Below are 16,662 nucleotides of genomic sequence, written 5' to 3' on the forward strand. Positions count from 1 at the left end.
GCGGACGTGTATGGTTGTCCGAAATTAAGAGCAAAGCTGTGGTTAGCTGTCATTTAATCCTCAGCATCGACCACCAAATCCAAGAAGATCTATTTGTTTTATTTTGTGTGCCGCGACCGCCATGTCGCGCATCCAATGCAATTGCCACCATTCAATAAATGGGGCACGACAACGCCATAAACTAGATCTAGGAGGCTGCTTGTCCATTTTTCAACTCATCAACGAGATCGACAATGGCGAGATTGTTCTGCCAGCAATTCAGCGCGATTTTGTCTGGGACACTGACAGAATCGAGGGGTTGATGGACTCGCTTTTTCGCGGATACCCAGTCGGGATCGTCCTTCTGTGGGAGACTTATGAACCTATCCAAATTCGGAATTTCATAAAAGACTATCGCGGCGATACCGTCCACCTGTTTGATTATAATCAACAGTCAAGACGAATTAAATTGGTATTGGACGGTCAGCAGCGCCTTAGTTCACTGTATATAGCGCTAAAAGGGAGTTTTGGGGGCAAAAGCCTCTATTTCGATGTTCTTAGCGGCCGTGACAATGACAATCACGCAGAAAAGAAATTTGGTTTCCGGTTCTTCACGAAAGAGGAAGCGGACAATTTGAATGCGACTGCGGGCGAGAGCAAGTTGAGATCACACTGGCTGCGATTTTCAGAGCTAGTCATTCTGTCGCCAATGGATCTGATTCAACTGAGGCGTAAACTTACAAAGAGCTTGAACCTTTCGGATGACTGTCAGTCGCGCCTCGAGATGAACCTTAGTACAGCGCTGCATGCACTTTCAGGAAATTCAGAACTATTGAAGACGCAAACTATTGATGCAGGACTTCCTGCTAAAGATGATAAGCGAAAAACTGCTTTTGATATTCTAGAGATATTTGTTAGGATTAATACGCGTGGCATGGCGTTGGAGCGATCAGACCTCATTGCCAGCATGTTACGACTGTACTGGCCCGCGGCCAGCAATTTATTGCCGACATTTCTAAAGGAGATCAACGAAGGGTCAGGATTGGCCATCAACACCGACTTCGTCATTCGTTGCATGTTTTCGACGGCCGGCCTCGGCACTCGTCTCGATTTCGATTTGCTTCGCCGACGCAGCAATGTCGACCTGCTGAAAGCATCTTCTGACCGGTGCTTCAAGGCGATTCGTGCAGTAGTGGACTTCGTGCGGGCCGACTGTGGTATTGACTCCGTCCGTCTCCTCGGCGGCATAAACTCATTGGTCCCTTTCGTGCACTACCTTTATAATACGGACACAATTACCTTTCACAAATCGGAGCGCGCGGACGTTCGCAAGGCCATATTCTTGTTCGCCTTCTCGCGCGCTTTTAGTCAATACTCTGATAGCCGACCCCAAGCGTTTATCCGGGATCACCTCCCGACTCCGGACAGGATAAAGGCGGGTGACCGATTTTCGTTCACTGAGGCAATCAGGTTCGTATCTTGGAAAAGCGGATTTGAGGATGCCGATATCCGAATGTTCGCCAATAACAGAGATCTTGCACTGTCCCTGATCCAGCGACGTACGGGCGGAAAGATCTTTTCTGACGGCAATCAGCCGGAAATCGATCATATTTTTCCGAAATCCGAGCTGTATGACAAAGGGCTTGATACGCAAGAAATCAATAGTCTCGGCAATTTTTGGATATTGCCGCGGAAAATGAACCGAAACAAAAGCGCTGCGCATCCGATGGAATATCTTAAGGATGTTGCTGACACGACTCTGGCGGCTGCGTTGATTGATCGAACCCAGCTTGACTACAAACTGTTCAAACGCTTCAACCGAGAGCGTCAAAAAAATATGGTTGCAGAACTGCAAAAGTTGACCGGGATTGTCACAAGCGATTTTGAATTTTTGCAAGAAGATGATGAATAGTTTCATAGATTTTTATTATGCAAATTTTAAATATATTAATATGTAACCGATTTAATTTAATAAATCTTTTTGGTTAAATCGGAATTTTCCATATTTCTATTTCTCGTTCCAGCCAGTTGCCGTCATCGACAACTGGCTGGAACGTAAAACGCGATTTAGCAGAGCGACCTTGGGGGCGGAATGGCCGCTAGAAGGTGAAACCTGATACTGCCCCCTAGCGCTTCCTCTCCGCCTTCCCTGTGGAGAGCCCGCGCCAGACCTCATACGCCGACTGCGGATGCTGATCGCCCCGCGCCACATCGACAAGGAACTGGATCGAGCTTGCCACCTGACCGGGGACGAGGCCGGTCACATAGCCCGCCGTTTCGAGAAAATCCTTGGTTGCGTGTTGGGTGGGTTCGCCGCGCCAGAATTGGCCCAGATCGCTGGCCAATTGCTCAAACGATTCGGCAGAGCGCTGAATAGGTGTAGACCCGGAGCTATAGGCCTTGCCCTTGATAGCCTTATTCCAAGCAGGCTCGAATAAATCTCGCACATAAGGAATAGGGCCCAAGGCATTCGCCAGCATCTTGCGCATGGTCCATTGCAGCCACCATTCGTCGTCGTCCGGCCCAGCATTTCCGCCCGCCACCATGCGCAGGAATTCATTGAGCAGGGGCGAGGCGGCGTAAAGCCACCACGCGCTTGCAAGCAGCATGGGAAGATTGCGAGACTTGCGCGAATCTTTGCCGCGCACATCGCGCGCCAGAGACCTCTGCCGCTGATATTGAGCCGAGAAGTAGCTATAGAACGGGACGAATACCTGGAAAAATTTCCCCCACGCTCCAGTATCACGCTGGATCGCGGCAAGATCTTTGCTCCCCCCTGCACCCTGTGAACCGCGCACAGCCTTATCAGCGGAATAGGCGGCGTCCTCTTCGCTCATGCCCTGTGTCAGGGCCTGATTATAGGCCGCGATCCACGTGGGAACGGTAACTGCTCGGTCTGCCCAGCCGATAGTATGGAAGTAAAACCGTTTGGCATCGAGCAATTTATGGACAGCGTCCGTAAGCATGTTCAACGCTTTGAGTTCAGAACTTTTTGCATCAATTTTGGCAAGCTCGCGGCGCAGATCGCGGTCGAGCGTGTCCATCCGATGCCGCATTTCGGCCGAGCGCTCAAAGACAAACCGCGCGGTTTCGACGGGATGCCTGGCGCTCTGAGCGATGGCCTTGGCCATGGCGGTCGCGCCTACGACTTGGGCCGAGTCTGCATACCCGCCAAGCTGCATGACAGAGGTGGTAATGCGCATGCCCATAGCCACGATTGTTGCGTTAGTGCGAAGGGCTGAGAAGAACCGCCCCAAACCCTCATTGCCCGTGCGCTCCATCGCCCAGCTATTCGCCACGAACTTAACCCATGGGCGAAGCTGGCGCCGGATCTGCTGGCCCAGAGCATCGTCGATGGCGCCCGACACCTGGCGGTTTGACAGGAATTTCCACGCCTGCATAACCGCCTCGCGGTGCGTCAGATCGTGGATGACCTCGCCAAGATGACGCTGGATCACGCCCAGATCGAGCAGGATCGGCTCAGACACCTTTTGCGTGCGGGCCTTGGTCGCGCCAGCGCGCGTGGTGGCCTTGGTCGCCAGAGGTTCGAACAACGCGCTTTCAGGCGAGGCGCTGCGGTCCTCGGCCATGCTCGACAGGCTGCTGTCATAGATAGCCGGATAATAGCCGCCGCGCATTTCGCCATGTGGTGTTGTGAAGGCGCGGGCCTCGACCTTTTCCGGCTCAACCCCGTTCACGCGCCGCTCCAGCGCGGCCATTAACGGCCAGAGCGTTTCAATCGTGTCCCACACGCCCTGAACGAATTGCCATTCCTGCGCGGTGAGATTGTCATTCAGGAAGGCCTCGATAGCCCCGGTATTCCAGCCATAGCCATCGGCAAGGCGCTGGATGTTGCCCTCGTTGCCGATATTCAGCGCCATGGCGATCAGCTTGTGGCGCATGGGCGAATAGGGTTTGCCGCTGAACTTGTCGAAAAACGGCGTCTGCACCTTGTCGGCCCAGCGCGAAACCTGATCGGCCGGCACGGCGGCAAACAGGTCACGGATGCGGCCCATGTAATCCTTCTGCATGTCCTGAGCGCGCCCCTGCGCCGCCGCGATGGGGCGGAACACAATCCGGTTGAACACGCCGTTGGGATTGCCGCCGTCGAGCCAATCGAACACGGTTTCCATCTTGAGCAGCGAGGCATCGGCCGACAGGACATTGGCCTTACGGGCCGCCCACCAGCCTTGCTCTTGCAGGCCAGCGGGCGGTGGCCCTTCGATGCTGCCCGCCGCCGCAATCGCCTCGGCCACCACCGCGTCAAATTCCCGCTCCTCCTGATTGTCGAGCAAGGTTTGCTTCAGGCGGCCAAGGTGCATGACCTGCCCCACGGCTTCATCCAGGCCAAGCAGGCCCTCGACCGACAGGCGCGACCAATGCTGCCCCTCCAGCGTGGCGGCGAAGCTGTCCGGCACAACCACATCATGCCCCTCGGCGCGCCGGTCCTGCGCCCACGCCTCCCATTTGGCCTGCCGGTCGATGGAGCGCTGCGAACGCGGGCGCAGGTTCACCGCTTCAAGCAGCGATTGCGCCCGCTCCAGATAGTCCTGATCCACGCTTTTCATGGTCTTGGCCGCCGCCACTTTGGCCATGCGCGTCTGTGCAGCCTGCACCTCGTCCATGGCTTCCTTGGCCTCGGCCAACAGCGCGGAGGCAATCATTTGCTGTTGCTTGGCGCGGAATGCGGCTTCCCGGTCGCCTTTCAGGAAAGCCTCTTCGGCTGCGCGTCCGGCCTTCTGCACCGCGCGCGTATGGCGCTGCACCGCCGCCGGGCTGGCCTCCTGCGCCACGGTGCCGCCGCGCACCCGCCCGCGCGCCCATTGGCGGGCCATGCGATAGGGCGTGGGGCTGTTCCCGGTGGATCGAGCCAGAACGCGGACCTCGGCCGCAATGACTTCGCCTTGCCGGTCGCTGTTGATCGCCGCCATGGCCTCGCGCTCGATTGAGCCGTCATTGAACGGATCATCGCCCCAGCGCCGCGCCATTTCCGCATCGGTTGCGGTGTCGATCATCCGCTGGCGCATCGTGCGTTTGTCGCCGCCCTCGCGCGCCTGCCTGTGGTCTGCTTCAAGGCCGAACAGAATTTCCAGCATGGCATGGCCGCTGTCAAAGCCCGCCATTTCGGCAATCATATCGGGATGGCCGCCGCCGGGCTTATAGAGCGGGGGAACCCGCTTGGGCATCAGGTCCACCGCATCGAGGCCAAATTCCTCTTGCAGCCATTCCTTGTTAATCGGCTCGGCCTTCATCATTTCCAGCGATTGCAGGATGGGCGATTGCATCAGCCGCTCGGTTTCCTCGGCGGCCACTTCGCGCCGCTGGGCCGCATAGCGGGCTTCCTCGCGCCGCCGGATCGCGTGCATGGTCTTGGCCAGCAGATCGCCGCTGGCCTTTTCGCGCGCGGCCTGCACCTGGGCGGCGTAAGCGGCAAACTCGGCTCCCGCCATGCCCGCCTGCGCGGCATCCTTGAACAACGGGGCCAGCGCCAGCCTCTCACGCGCGGCGCTGATTTCCTCATCGGTCGCCAGCAGGCGGTCAAACACCTCGCGGATTTCGGGCGTGATGGGGGAGCGCAGGCTGGCCACGGTCTTGTAAACGGCCAGCAGCCAAGAGCGGAAACGGTCGAACATGCCCTGCAACGCCAAGGATGACGCCTTGCCTTCCATCAGATAGCGCTCACCGCCGCGCGCGAAGAGTTCATGGGCATCAACCGGAATAACCCCATCATCTCCGATGGGCTGGCCCTGCGCGGCGAACCAGTCCTGCACCGTCTGCCAATCGGCTTTCAACTGATCCGGTGCATCGGCGTGCGCGGCATCGGCCCGCAATTCCTCAAGCCACTGGTGGCTGATCTCATGCAGCAGAGTAGAGAGATTGCGGCTCTGGAAAAGCTGGATGAGGGGACGCTGGCCGGGGTTGAAGATGATGCGCCCGCGCGGGCCGGTAGCGGCAGGACCGCGCCCGCTCTCAATCTCCATATTGAAAACAGACGGCGTTTTTGCTATTTGATCGAGAGCGCTGGCCGTCTCTCCAGGTCCGGATTTGTAGCCGGGTGCCTCCGGGTTGCGGCCAGCGTTCTCCGGTATCACATGGTCGTAAAAGAAATTCCCGTTATTGTCCTCGCGGATGGTGACGCGGACATAGCGATCCTTCCCCGCGATAGAGACCGTTCCGCCAATCTGATGATAGGCCCTGACTGAAGTTTCGTGCGCCTGGTTGTATGGCGGCGCGCTTGAAATCAGTTCACCTTTGGCGATCAGATCACGCAGGCCAGCAACCGCCAACAGCTTCTCGCGGTCAGCGGTAAAGCTGAGCATCTTCTTGGGCGATGCAAAGGTGACATCCCGGCCCAGCGCTTCGCTGCGCACGGACGTTCCGCGCAGATGGGCGGAAAACCATTCACGAACCTTGGCGCGCAGATCCTTTGCAGGCGTCCCCTTGGGGGCAATTTCCTCGCCAGTGACGGAGGTGATAGGCTTGCCGGTCTGATCGAAGCCCGCACCAACCGCTTCGGTGGAAAGTTGGTTGATCGCCGCGCGCAGTTCGGCATCGCTCATGCCCGCAGGATCAAGGCCGCGCTCGGCCAGAAGCTGCTGCAATTCCTCGGCCGCCGCGCGAATGGGGTCGGTCTTGGCTTCCTCGGCATAGCGCGCATTGCCCGCCAGTTCGGCGCCAATGGCATCGAGGAGCATCTGGCTATCAAGCTGATCGACACCGGCCTGATCGGCCATGCCCTGCAATTCGGGGAAATAGCCCGCTCCCACAGCCGCGCGTAGGGTGGTGTCCAGCCCATAGTCGCCCGCGCCGGTCGGTCCGCCCATGCTGCCTTGCCGGGGGTCGAAATCGCGCAGGATCTGCTTGCGCCCGCGAATGGGCGTGGGGCGGGCAGGGCGGCCTTTCTTGTCCTGCTTGCCGGGCGCGGGCATCCGCAAATGCCAGCTATCAAGTCCCATGGATTTCAGATCGCCGCCGCTGTCATTGAGGCCGCCGCGCTTGGCGATCCATTCGAGCAGGCTGTCCCCCTGCTGCACGGTCGCGGGCTTGCCCTTGCGCATGGCGTTGATGACCATATCGGTCGCATCGGTCTGGCGGGCGGCGGCAAGGGCAGGGGGCAAGACCTGTTCAATGCGCGTGTCAAATTCCAGCCCGGTCAGTTCCTGCCCTAGCCGCGCGGCCCGCACCGCCTCGCGCGTGGCGAAGAGTTCGGCGTGAACATTGGCAATGTCCGGCGTATAGCCTGCATCGGTCAGCATCTTGCGGACGCGCTCGACAATCTGCTGGCGGGCGCCGTCCTGCTGGGCGTTGCTTTCGTCCACCTTGGCCAGAACATCATCCAGCTTTTTGCCGATGGATTCGCCAAATTCCGCCGCCTCGCGCGCAGACATACCGCCGGGGGCAAGGCGCATGTCATCCTTGAGCGCACCCCAAGCCGAAGTGCCGGGCAGGGCGCCAAAGGCAAATTCCACCGGCAGGACCAGATCGCCCCCCGTCTGCACCGCCTCGGCCACATCGGCGGCAAATCGGCGCAGGGGGTCGGTGTATTGGTCGTAGCTTTCCGACTGCATATAGGCCTGCGCGGCCTCGCCCGGCACGAACACATGCGTTACGCCGCTGTTCTCGCCCACCGAGCGCATCAGTTCCTGATAGGCCTCGGGGTCGAGTTTGCGCGTCGAGGATTGCTCAGCGGCGCGGCCAAAGGCGTCGATGGCGGCGATTTCGGGCATTGCCTGAATCGCGCGCAGGGCATCCGGCCCAACGGCTTGTACCGCCGCGCGCCGCCTGTTGTTCGCGGCCGTGTCCAGCGCCTTTTCGAAACCTGCGATGGTGAGGTGCGACAGGCCGCCGCCCACAAGCGTCTGAATGGCCGTTGCCGCCAGACTTTCGGGCATGGCCTGCGCCAGATCGCCAATCGTCTTGTCCCTGTTCTCAGGCAGGAACAGCCATGCGGTCGTATTTTCCGCGACGGTCGTCGCCTCTTCGCCCAGAAGGTCGGGGATCTGCGATTTGACCCAGCGCTTGAGAATGCTTTCCCCGGCATCGCTGGATTTGATGAAGGCTTTGTTGGCGAGATATTCGCCTCCGGCCTCGGCCGCCGCGTCAAGCACGCCATAGAGCGTTGCCCCGGCCCGCCCGACGCCTTGCTCTCTGGCTTTGAAATAGCTTTCGCCGCCCTGCTGGATGGACGGCGGCAGAACCGAAAGAATAGCCGCTTCGGCCTGAGTGGCGCCCAGCGCCCGCGCGCTGACCCCGCCCATAAGCGATGCGATGGTGCCGGGCGTATTGGAAATGCCGCCAAGGATTTGCTGCTCAACCCAAGAGCCGCCCTTGGGCATCCAATCCTTGGCGGTGTCGGCCAGATACTTGTCGGCCATACGGAAGCCGTTTTTCTCCGGCGAGACACCGGCAATATCGGCGGCCCATGCAACAGGGCTTGTCGCCCAACGCCCGATGGTGGGCAGGCCAGAGGCCAGCGCCATACCAGCCCGCCGAGGCGAGGGGAGAGCGGCCCGCGCGCCTGCGTCCCCCATCAGCGCGGCCACCCCGGCCATAACAGGAGTTGCCGCGCCAGTGGTGGCGCTTCCCACATCGGCGCGATCAAACGCATCCAGCCCCGCGCCAAAGGCGAGGATGGGGTTATAGGTGTCTTTCAGAACCCGCCATGCCTCGCCCAAGATGCCAAGGGAAGCGTGATCGCCCTGCGCAACAGCCGCTGTGCGCGGGTTGTTGGCCAGATGAGCTCCAATGTCGGGGTGATCCTGAGCAACCTGCACCAGCGCCTTGGCCTTTTGCGCCTGCGCGGCTTCGGGCAAAAGGCCGTCGATTTCGGCAGGGGAAACGCCCATTTGCCGCGCCAAGGCGCTGGCCTGCGCCACCTGTTCCGGGTTTTGCGCCATCATCAGGTTGGAGCGGATGCGCTCGTCGCGCTCTCGCTCCATCGCGGCAATCAACGGGTCTTTATCCTGCTGCGCGGCGGCGGGCTGGGTTTGCTTCCATGGCTGGAATGGAATGATCTGATCGGGCATGAGACGGCGGTACGCCGCGATGACGCGGCATTGAATCGCGCAATCTCGGCCGCTTTGGGCATCATTCAGGGAAAAACAGGCGTTCCAGACACGGTGCCATTACGGAGGTTGCCTGTATGGCAGCTTGCGCCCACTAGCAGCCATTCGACGCGTTGGATTTACAAGTCCCAGTGCGGTAGGCATGATGCGCCATGCCTCCACTGATTTTGCTCCCCTTCGGCGTGTTTTTCGTCTGTTGCATCTTGCAGTTTTGGTATCTGCAGAAGGTACGTGACGCCCTTATTGAACGGCATCCTGACACGTTCCTGTCGGTTGAAAAATCATCCACTTTCCCCATGCAAGGGCTATATCAGTTCACTAGAGGGGGCGCCTATCAGGACTTAAACGATGCAGTGCTGAACCGGCACGTGAGGAACCTGAAACGGCTAATGATCGTGGCCTACACTGCATGGGGAGGCTTCGCTCTCTGCCTGTTCATTCCGTCGTTCGGCCCCCTGTCGTTCAGCGTCCCTCAGCTGCCCCTTGCGCTCGCGAACGGTTCTTATGACAATGCTTGCTGCGGACGGTTGACCCTCAAGAACGGCAAGATGATCATGGGCGCGCAGGAAGTCAGCTACGTCGTGGAAAGTGACAAGCAAGGCCCTTATGTTTTGCCCACGTTCTACGTAGGTGCCGCTCCTGGAGGGTATGTGGTGCGACGCAATGGTCAACCTTTGAAGCTGCGCTTAGACAACGAGGTACATCCGACCGCCGTGGAATTGATGGACGACACTGACGGGAGCATATTCTTGTTCCAACGCTTGAACGACCGCTAGCCACCATAACCCGTCGCTCATTCAGCACCGAACTCGCCCATACCGCCTAGGCAGCGATCAGCGGCTCAATCGCCTCGATGCCCTCAACCTTCGTCATCAGCAGGTCATAGTGGGTCTGGAGGTTGAGCCAGAACTCCGGCGTCATGCTGAAAACAGCGGCCAAGCGCTTGGCTGTATCAACCGTCATCGAGGTTTCGCCCGCGCAAAGGCGCTCGATCCTCGTGCGAGGAACATTCAGCCGCTTTGCCAGCGATCCCGCACTGATCCCCAATTCATCCAGAAATTCATGGCGCAGGATTTCGCCGGGATGGACCGGCACTTGCAGCATGGTCATAGCGTTATCCCTTTAGTGATAGTCAACCATTTCAACATTTTCAGGACCATTATCCGTCCAAACAAAGCAGATGCGCCACTGGTCGTTGATGCGGATTGAATGCTGCCCGTCTCGATCACCAGACAGCGCCTCAAGCCGATTTCCCGGCGGAGAGCGCAGATCGTTCAACTTCACGGCAGCCTCCAACATAGCCACCTTGCGCACCGCGACCCGGAATACGTCTGTCGGAAAGCCTTTACCGGGTTTACCGGCAAGCACTTGCGAGATCAGATCCCCTTTGACGCTCTGTATCATGAGGTGATACGTATCATTGCATGATACGGCTTGCAAGGATATTATGGCGAGAAATGCGGGTCATCCGAGCCGTCCTTCATCACTTCAATGGAGCCCCAGCCTGCTCCTTGCGATACCACGCCGCCAGTTCATCATCGGTAGGCTCACGCCGGTACGTCTGTTTGAACGCAGAGCGCACCCGCTCTTTCCTGGCATCATCAATGTCCCCGGCCGTCACGCTGTAAACCGGCTTCTCGCTGCGCCCAAAGGCCCCGACCATCCCGACAGGCCGCGCGGCGCGGCGGGCGAAATCAAACCATTCGCTATCGCTGGGCGGCGCACCTTTCTTCTTCACCAATTCATCGGCCTGAGCCTTGATCGTTTGCAGGACTGTTGCCCTTTGCGCATCATCCAGCTTGAGGCCGTTGAACGAGGTGTACCAGCCGAGCGCCTTGGAGGAATCGGCATAAGGGTCCCAGCTTTGCGGCTTTCCGGCCTGCTGGCGCATACGGGCTTGGTCCAGCTTAAGGCTGGCGAATTGCGAGCCCGACACCTTGCCGAGATATTCCCGGCCAATGTCGGCCCGCATGAAGGCCGATGGCTCATCATACATGCGCAATTGGGCCGTCAGATAGGCATCGTTCTGCGCCTTGCCCACGGAGGCATCAAACTCGGCCCTTTGCGACCGCGCCAGATCGCCGCGCAAAGAGGCCGCGCGGCCCGGCTCCATCCGCGATAGCAGCGACGAGGGGATGGCATCAGGGGCAGGGTTCTTGCCGCCATGGCCCGCCTGATAATTGCCCACCCATTCGGCAACCTTGTCCGAAGCGTCCCGGTACTGATCTTCCAGCGCGGCCCGGTCAACCGAGGCAATGGAGCGCGCCTGTTCCTCGGCGGCTTTAATGCGCCCTTCGGTCCAGCCCTGTTTCGCACCATTGGCGCGGATGCCGGTCACCCAGGCGTTCAGATCCCAATTGCGCGGGGCATCCGTCGAACCGATCACCTTTTGCGCGCCAGCTTTGCCGCCTACAAGGGCCATCGGGTCCACATCATTGCCCGCTGCATCCTTCACGCGCAGATGGACATGAGGGCCGGTCGTGTGGCCAGTCATGCCAATCGTGCCGATCACCGTCCCGGCCTCGACATGATCGCCCGCTTTGACTGACCGCGCGCCAAGATGGGCATAGGAGGAAACATGCCCGTCATCATGCTTGATGCGGACATAGAGGCCGGATCGGTCATCCTGCGCCACATCGACCACGACACCGCCCGCCATCGGATGCACGGCGCTGCCGGTGGGCGCGGCAATATCCATGCCCGAATGCGTTTCGGCGCCCCGCTTGGCACCAAAGGGGGAAGTCACCTTGCCATTGACCGGCAGCGCAAAGCCGCCGCCGCCAGACGAAGGCCCGGCGCCCCCGGATGCGGGAAGGGAGGCAAAGGCATCCTCCCGGCCTTGATGCTCCAGCAATGGCTTTTGCAGCACCGAAAACGTGCGGTTGCGCTGGTCAAAGGTCATTTCGTCATGGTGGGCATCGAAAATGGTCTTGGCCATTTCCACATCGCCGGACCCCAGTGCGTTGCTCACAGCGGTTGAATAGACCGAGCCGGTTGCCTCATTGACTACCAGGCGCGCACCTTCGCCTGCCCCGGTGAAATCGGCATAGGACTGCGCCGCCGCGCGCACCTTGCCGACCGCCAGAGCGAGTTTGTCGGGGCTGCTGAACAAGGGGGCCGCCTCGCTCTGGGCAAGGTCCAGTTCGTTTTTTAGAACACCCGCCCGCTCGACCTGCGATTGCTTGAGCGCATGGCCAAAGATCGCCTGCTGCCCATCGGCAAACATCGGGGCGATGCGCTCTTGCAACAGCGCGGCCATGCGCGGGTTGGCGGCCTGTTTCACCAGGTCATCGCGGTATTGCGTCAGGCCGTCCAGCGCCGCCTGCTGCCCGCTGCGCGCATTGCCGCCCATCAGCGCGCCAAAGTCGGTCTTGATGGCATTGGCCTTGGCGGCAAAGTCCACGGCCATCTTGCGCGCTTGCGTGTCGTCATTCTGCGCGTTGATGTGGTCCTGCATTTCGGCAAAGGAGCCCATGGCCTGACCAAGCTGCTGCGCTCCGGCCGCAATAGCCCCGCCGATGCCGCCCCGACTGTCCGGCGTACGGAACCGTGCCGTGGCGGGCTGGACGGCGCCGACTTGGCCCGGCTGATAGGTTGGAATACGCGGCATTTAGAAACCCCATCCAGAAGTGACACCATTGGTCACGCGAATGCCGCTCGCTGCTGATCGCGCGCTGTTCGTCAGGTTCATCCCGGCTTTCAGCTTGGAATATTGCGTCGCGGCGCCAAGCGTGGTCGAACCCATATCGAAGGCGCCCTTAAGCAGCGACCCACTCGCATCGGATCGAGACGCCGACGCCTCGGCGCCATAATTGGCCGCGTTGATGTCGTGATTGCGCACCGCCTGAAAACCCTGCCGATAGATGCGATTGGCATCCTCGGCGGCCAGCATGTTGGTATCGGCCACGGTGTCGGCCGCCGTCCCGAAATCCACCGAGACGCCATTGGCTGCCGCGCCCACGATCTGCTGGCCTTTAAGCTGGGCGACCTTGCGGTAATGGTCGAGCGCGGCCTGCCGGGTGTTTTCCTGCTCGGTCTGCACCGCCTGCATTTCCAGCGCCGCGTTGCGGTCGGCCACCTGCGCGCGATAATTCGCCATGCTGGAGGCTTGCACCGCGCCAACACCCGTCCCAATGGCCGCTGTGGCCGCAGCGGCGGCCGTCAGGGTGAGGGGATCACACATTAACCTGGCACCTTCTCAAATGGATAGAACGCAACCCCGCCGGAGACGATCACTTCCTTGCGGACGGTGAAGCCCCAGCGCTCAAGCAAGCGGATGGCGTTGGAATTGTGGACCGAGACTAGGTTGCGCAGGGTCAGGCTTGAATCGTGCAGCCGCTCGACCATTCCCGGCCCCCACGCCAGCAATTCCCGGCCATGGCGGTAAACCTCATCCGTGCCGAGGAACCACGGCACAGCATCACCGGTCAGCACCGAATTGACGACCACACCAAACATCGCCTCAGGCCGCCCATCGACCAGCGCCGTCCAAGCCTGCGCGCTGTTGGCCAGCCCCACGCGCAGGGCCGTCTTGGGGTCGCGCCCAAAGGCCCGGCATTCCATCGCATCCATGGCGCGCATCCGCCGCGCAATCGCGCCGATATGGGCATGGCGCGCAGGCACCAGCGAAACCCGGTCAGCCATTAATCACCGGATCATAGGCCACCCCAAGCAGGGTAAAGGGCAGGGGGGCGTTCTGCTCGATGCGGACGGCGGCATTGTCCGAAACCTTGTTGTCCATGTTGACCAGATATTCGCCGTTCATCAATTCGTCGGGCTGGGCATAGGCCTCGGTCATGCGCGATTTGACGGCAAAGAGGTGGTTGGCGTCGATGCCGGCCGTAATCTGGCGCGAATTGCGCAGGATCAGCACCGCCTGTCCGACATTATGCGACCGGCCGACATTGACCCCGATGCCTTGCAGATTGGCGCGATAGGGCAGGGTTTCGACGGCCACGCGATAGGGGATGCCAAAGCAGGCCTTGCGGCAAGGCGGGAGCGAGGAGGGCAACGTCACCGCCCCATCGGTCACGGTCAGGCCTGTCACCATGAAGCCATCGGCCACCCCGGCAATATCGGTGCGTCCGTTCAGATGGTCCAGGCCTGTGAAGGTCCGGCGCGGTTCATCAAAGGACGCGGAAACGGCGCAATCGACAAAGCATGTGTCGGCCACATCATCCCACCAATGCGAGGCCATGCGCTCGACGAAGCGCCGGGTCACACCGGCTATGACGCGCTCGACGATCAGGTAAACGCGGTCCTCGCCATCCTCAAAGATCGAGCAGACCGACTTTACCAGCCCGTCCGTCTCGCACAGGGTCCAGCCCCACACGTTCTGCTCCTGCTCCCACGCAAAGCAGAGCAGCGCGCCATCCTCGCGCGCGGCCCAGATCAGCGAGCGCGGCTCCTGCGCATGGCACCATGACACGATGCGATGGCCTTCGAGGAAATGGGGCGAATAGATCGAAACATCATTCGTCTTGAGCCCGTCAATCGAGAAGTCATAGCCGATGGTCCGCACGGCCGAGCCAGCGGCAGGCGTGTAGAAAATCACGCTGTCCACCAGCAGCGGCTTGAGGCGCGAGGCGCTGCGCCCGCTCTGGCGCCGCACAGAGGGCGCAGAGGCCGCCGATATGGCCCCGCCTTGCCCATCCCCATCAACAGACCAGATCGCGTCCGAGGTCAGCGCCACAAGGCCCTTGGTGGCAACCAGATGGTTGATCGCATTGACCTTGCCCCCCGCCACCGCCAGCGAAAAGCAGTCGTCGGCCTGCAAGGGGCGCGAACGATCCATATTTTCCAGCCGCCCGCTGCGCGATCCCCAGATGCCATGCGGCACGTTGGCGGTTCGGCCCCAGACCGAGCGCTGCTCAAACAGCGTTACCGATGATGGATAGTCGCCCGCGCCGGGGAAGGGGTTATAGGCCTGAGGCGGGGCATTATCGAGCGCAGGCCCGATATTGTTATCCGTGAACCACAGCTTTTCCGTGGTGCCGATATAGCCGAACCATTGGCTTTCCTCGGCCTTGTAAACCTTATACCGGCTTGCCCCTTCAAGCGCTTCCCATGTCAGATAGTTGTAATTGCGCTTGAGGCTCAAATCATTCTGAACCTCAATCGAGGCGCTGGCGCGGCTCTCCTCGCCCGTATCGTCATTGACGGCGGTGACGACATAGGACTGGCGAACCGGGTAATAGGCTGAGCCGCTGTTGCTCTGGTCCTGATTGGGAATATGGGGCGCCACCGCAAGCCCGGTCGGCGCGGAAATGGTGGGCGAGAAGGTTACTGCCGAAACCGCCCAATCGGTGTTGCCGCTGCGCGTGAGCTTGCTGGGCACATGGTCGATATGGGCCAGATAGACCGTATCGGTGGTTTGCTCATAATCGAGGTCCGCCAATTCCGAGGCGGCAAAGGGCGTGGCGCATTGATAGGGCACGGCGCCATCCAGAACCCGCCCGCCCAGCGCGCAGGGCGAAACATAATGGCCGCCCCATTCCAGCGCATAGGCCTGCGTCAGGGAGAATTGGAACGGCATCAGCAGATTGTCGCCGCTGGCGTCCAGCACCTCGGCCACAAGCTCGGTGCCGGGCCGTTTGCACACCCCGCCATATTTCAGGACAAACACATTAAGCGCGGTTTTCAGGCCGGATTGCCACGCTTCCACATCGAAACGCGCGGCAAGGTGCGGCGCGATTTCGCCACGGCTGAAATTGACCTGACCAACGCGGAAACTCACAGGCCCACCCCCATGCGCGCCCATTCAGCCTGCGAGATATATTCAGGGGCGCGGCGCGGGTTCTTGTTCTCCTCATCGGCAATGGCCCGGTTGCGCGCTGCTTCTGCCTGCTGGGCCTTGACCTGCGCCAGCTTCAAATCCTTTTTGACGGGGAAGGCGAGGCGGGCCGCCAGTTCCAGCACAAAGGCGCGGCGCACCAGCGGACGGATGCGGCCGGGGTCCATGGTGCTGGTGGTATAGACGAGGATCGCGCCTGCGATGTTCGTATAGATCTTGCCGCCCTCATAGACGAACGGGATGGCAATGGCGTCCTGCGCGGGAAAGGTGCCGGGGCCATAGGGAGGCAACCATGCCGCATCGGGCTCGGCCTCCCGCAGGGCGACCGGATCGGCCATGTCGGCCGGAGGTGCATAGGCGCAAAGCCATTCCGCGCCGCGATCATTGGCCATGCGGGCCAGCGGCGCCCGCTTGATGGCGCTCGACCATTCCGTCCAATCGGCCATTTCCTCCAGTACGGTCGGAGCCCAGCGCTTGCACTCGCGCGCCTCTATCGAAGGCTCGTCGATGGAGGCGATCTGTGCGACCGCAATTTCGGACAGCGCCTCATTACAAAGGGTGATGAGAGAGGCCAAGGCGACGGGCTCCTGAACAGGGGAAAGGAATACCCCCTGCTAAGCCGCGCCGCCGCGCCGTTGAATCGCGCCGCCTATATCGCGTGGATAGATTTGCCGGTGAGGCGCAACGTCTGCTTTCTAAACGTTGGGCCACAAATGCGGCCTGTCCGAAGGCGCCCAGTTGCGGCCATTGAGGGAACCCAGCTAACAGTACTTCCTTACAACTCGCTTGAAGGTGTCCAATGGAGTTTCCCGACGGTCTGCTCAA

At 60.4% G+C, this 16,662-nt stretch carries 10 protein-coding genes; 2 read left to right on the forward strand and 8 right to left on the reverse strand.

Annotation, left to right across the window (positions count from 1 at the left end; translation table 11 throughout):
- Positions 1–199 precede the first annotated feature (199 nt).
- Complete coding sequence (locus tag GGR38_RS14255; RefSeq protein WP_183626634.1) at positions 200–1,891, forward strand: GmrSD restriction endonuclease domain-containing protein; 1,692 nt, start codon at positions 200–202, stop codon at positions 1,889–1,891.
- 214 nt (positions 1,892–2,105) lie between these two features.
- Here the strand turns inward: GGR38_RS14255 and GGR38_RS14260 are convergent, their stop codons facing one another.
- Positions 2,106–9,005, reverse strand: coding sequence for an LPD3 domain-containing protein (locus GGR38_RS14260; RefSeq protein WP_183626636.1), 6,900 nt, complete (start codon positions 9,003–9,005; stop codon positions 2,106–2,108).
- Positions 9,006–9,196: 191 nt separating this feature from the next.
- On the opposite strand from GGR38_RS14260, the gene GGR38_RS14265 reads away from it, so the two are divergent.
- Positions 9,197–9,820, forward strand: a complete 624-nt coding sequence (locus tag GGR38_RS14265) for a hypothetical protein (protein ID WP_183626638.1) — start codon at positions 9,197–9,199, stop codon at positions 9,818–9,820.
- Between the two features lie 46 nt (positions 9,821–9,866).
- Here the strand turns inward: GGR38_RS14265 and GGR38_RS14270 are convergent, their stop codons facing one another.
- The 7 genes from GGR38_RS14270 to GGR38_RS14300 form a co-directional block, all read right to left on the reverse strand.
- Entirely contained in the window at positions 9,867–10,154 is a 288-nt protein-coding gene (locus GGR38_RS14270; protein WP_183626640.1) for a HigA family addiction module antitoxin, read from the reverse strand.
- 12 nt (positions 10,155–10,166) lie between these two features.
- Positions 10,167–10,448: a type II toxin-antitoxin system RelE/ParE family toxin gene (locus tag GGR38_RS14275; protein WP_183626642.1), complete on the reverse strand. Its 282-nt coding sequence runs from the start codon at positions 10,446–10,448 to the stop codon at positions 10,167–10,169.
- Between the two features lie 79 nt (positions 10,449–10,527).
- Complete coding sequence (locus tag GGR38_RS14280) at positions 10,528–12,654, reverse strand: M23 family metallopeptidase (protein ID WP_183626644.1); 2,127 nt, start codon at positions 12,652–12,654, stop codon at positions 10,528–10,530.
- Positions 12,655–13,227 (reverse strand): hypothetical protein, encoded by a 573-nt coding sequence (locus tag GGR38_RS14285; protein WP_183626646.1) that lies wholly within the window; start codon positions 13,225–13,227, stop codon positions 12,655–12,657. It abuts the gene before it with no gap.
- Complete coding sequence (locus GGR38_RS14290) at positions 13,227–13,688, reverse strand: hypothetical protein (RefSeq protein ID WP_183626648.1); 462 nt, start codon at positions 13,686–13,688, stop codon at positions 13,227–13,229. Before GGR38_RS14290 ends, GGR38_RS14285 begins: the two co-directional genes overlap by 1 nt.
- Positions 13,681–15,780, reverse strand: coding sequence for a phage tail protein (locus GGR38_RS14295; RefSeq protein WP_343059110.1), 2,100 nt, complete (start codon positions 15,778–15,780; stop codon positions 13,681–13,683). Before GGR38_RS14295 ends, GGR38_RS14290 begins: the two co-directional genes overlap by 8 nt.
- Positions 15,777–16,412 (reverse strand): phage connector family protein, encoded by a 636-nt coding sequence (locus tag GGR38_RS14300; RefSeq protein ID WP_183626650.1) that lies wholly within the window; start codon positions 16,410–16,412, stop codon positions 15,777–15,779. The genes GGR38_RS14295 and GGR38_RS14300 overlap by 4 nt, the downstream gene beginning before the upstream one ends.
- Between the last annotated feature and the right edge of the window lie 250 nt (positions 16,413–16,662).

The organism is Novosphingobium sediminicola (assembly GCF_014196525.1).
Taxonomy (GTDB): Bacteria; Pseudomonadota; Alphaproteobacteria; order Sphingomonadales; family Sphingomonadaceae; genus Novosphingobium; species Novosphingobium sediminicola.

What these genes read in the sequence shown, in the direction of transcription:
- GGR38_RS14260 (WP_183626636.1), bottom strand. Translation starts at nt 9,005, where the DNA reads ATGCCCGATCAGATCATTCCATTCCAGCCATGGAAGCAAACCCAGCCC.
- GGR38_RS14265 (WP_183626638.1), top strand. Translation starts at nt 9,197, where the DNA reads ATGCCTCCACTGATTTTGCTCCCCTTCGGCGTGTTTTTCGTCTGTTGC.
- GGR38_RS14270 (WP_183626640.1), bottom strand. Translation starts at nt 10,154, where the DNA reads ATGACCATGCTGCAAGTGCCGGTCCATCCCGGCGAAATCCTGCGCCAT.
- GGR38_RS14275 (WP_183626642.1), bottom strand. Translation starts at nt 10,448, where the DNA reads ATGATACAGAGCGTCAAAGGGGATCTGATCTCGCAAGTGCTTGCCGGT.
- GGR38_RS14280 (WP_183626644.1), bottom strand. Translation starts at nt 12,654, where the DNA reads ATGCCGCGTATTCCAACCTATCAGCCGGGCCAAGTCGGCGCCGTCCAG.
- GGR38_RS14285 (WP_183626646.1), bottom strand. Translation starts at nt 13,227, where the DNA reads ATGTGTGATCCCCTCACCCTGACGGCCGCCGCTGCGGCCACAGCGGCC.
- GGR38_RS14290 (WP_183626648.1), bottom strand. Translation starts at nt 13,688, where the DNA reads ATGGCTGACCGGGTTTCGCTGGTGCCTGCGCGCCATGCCCATATCGGC.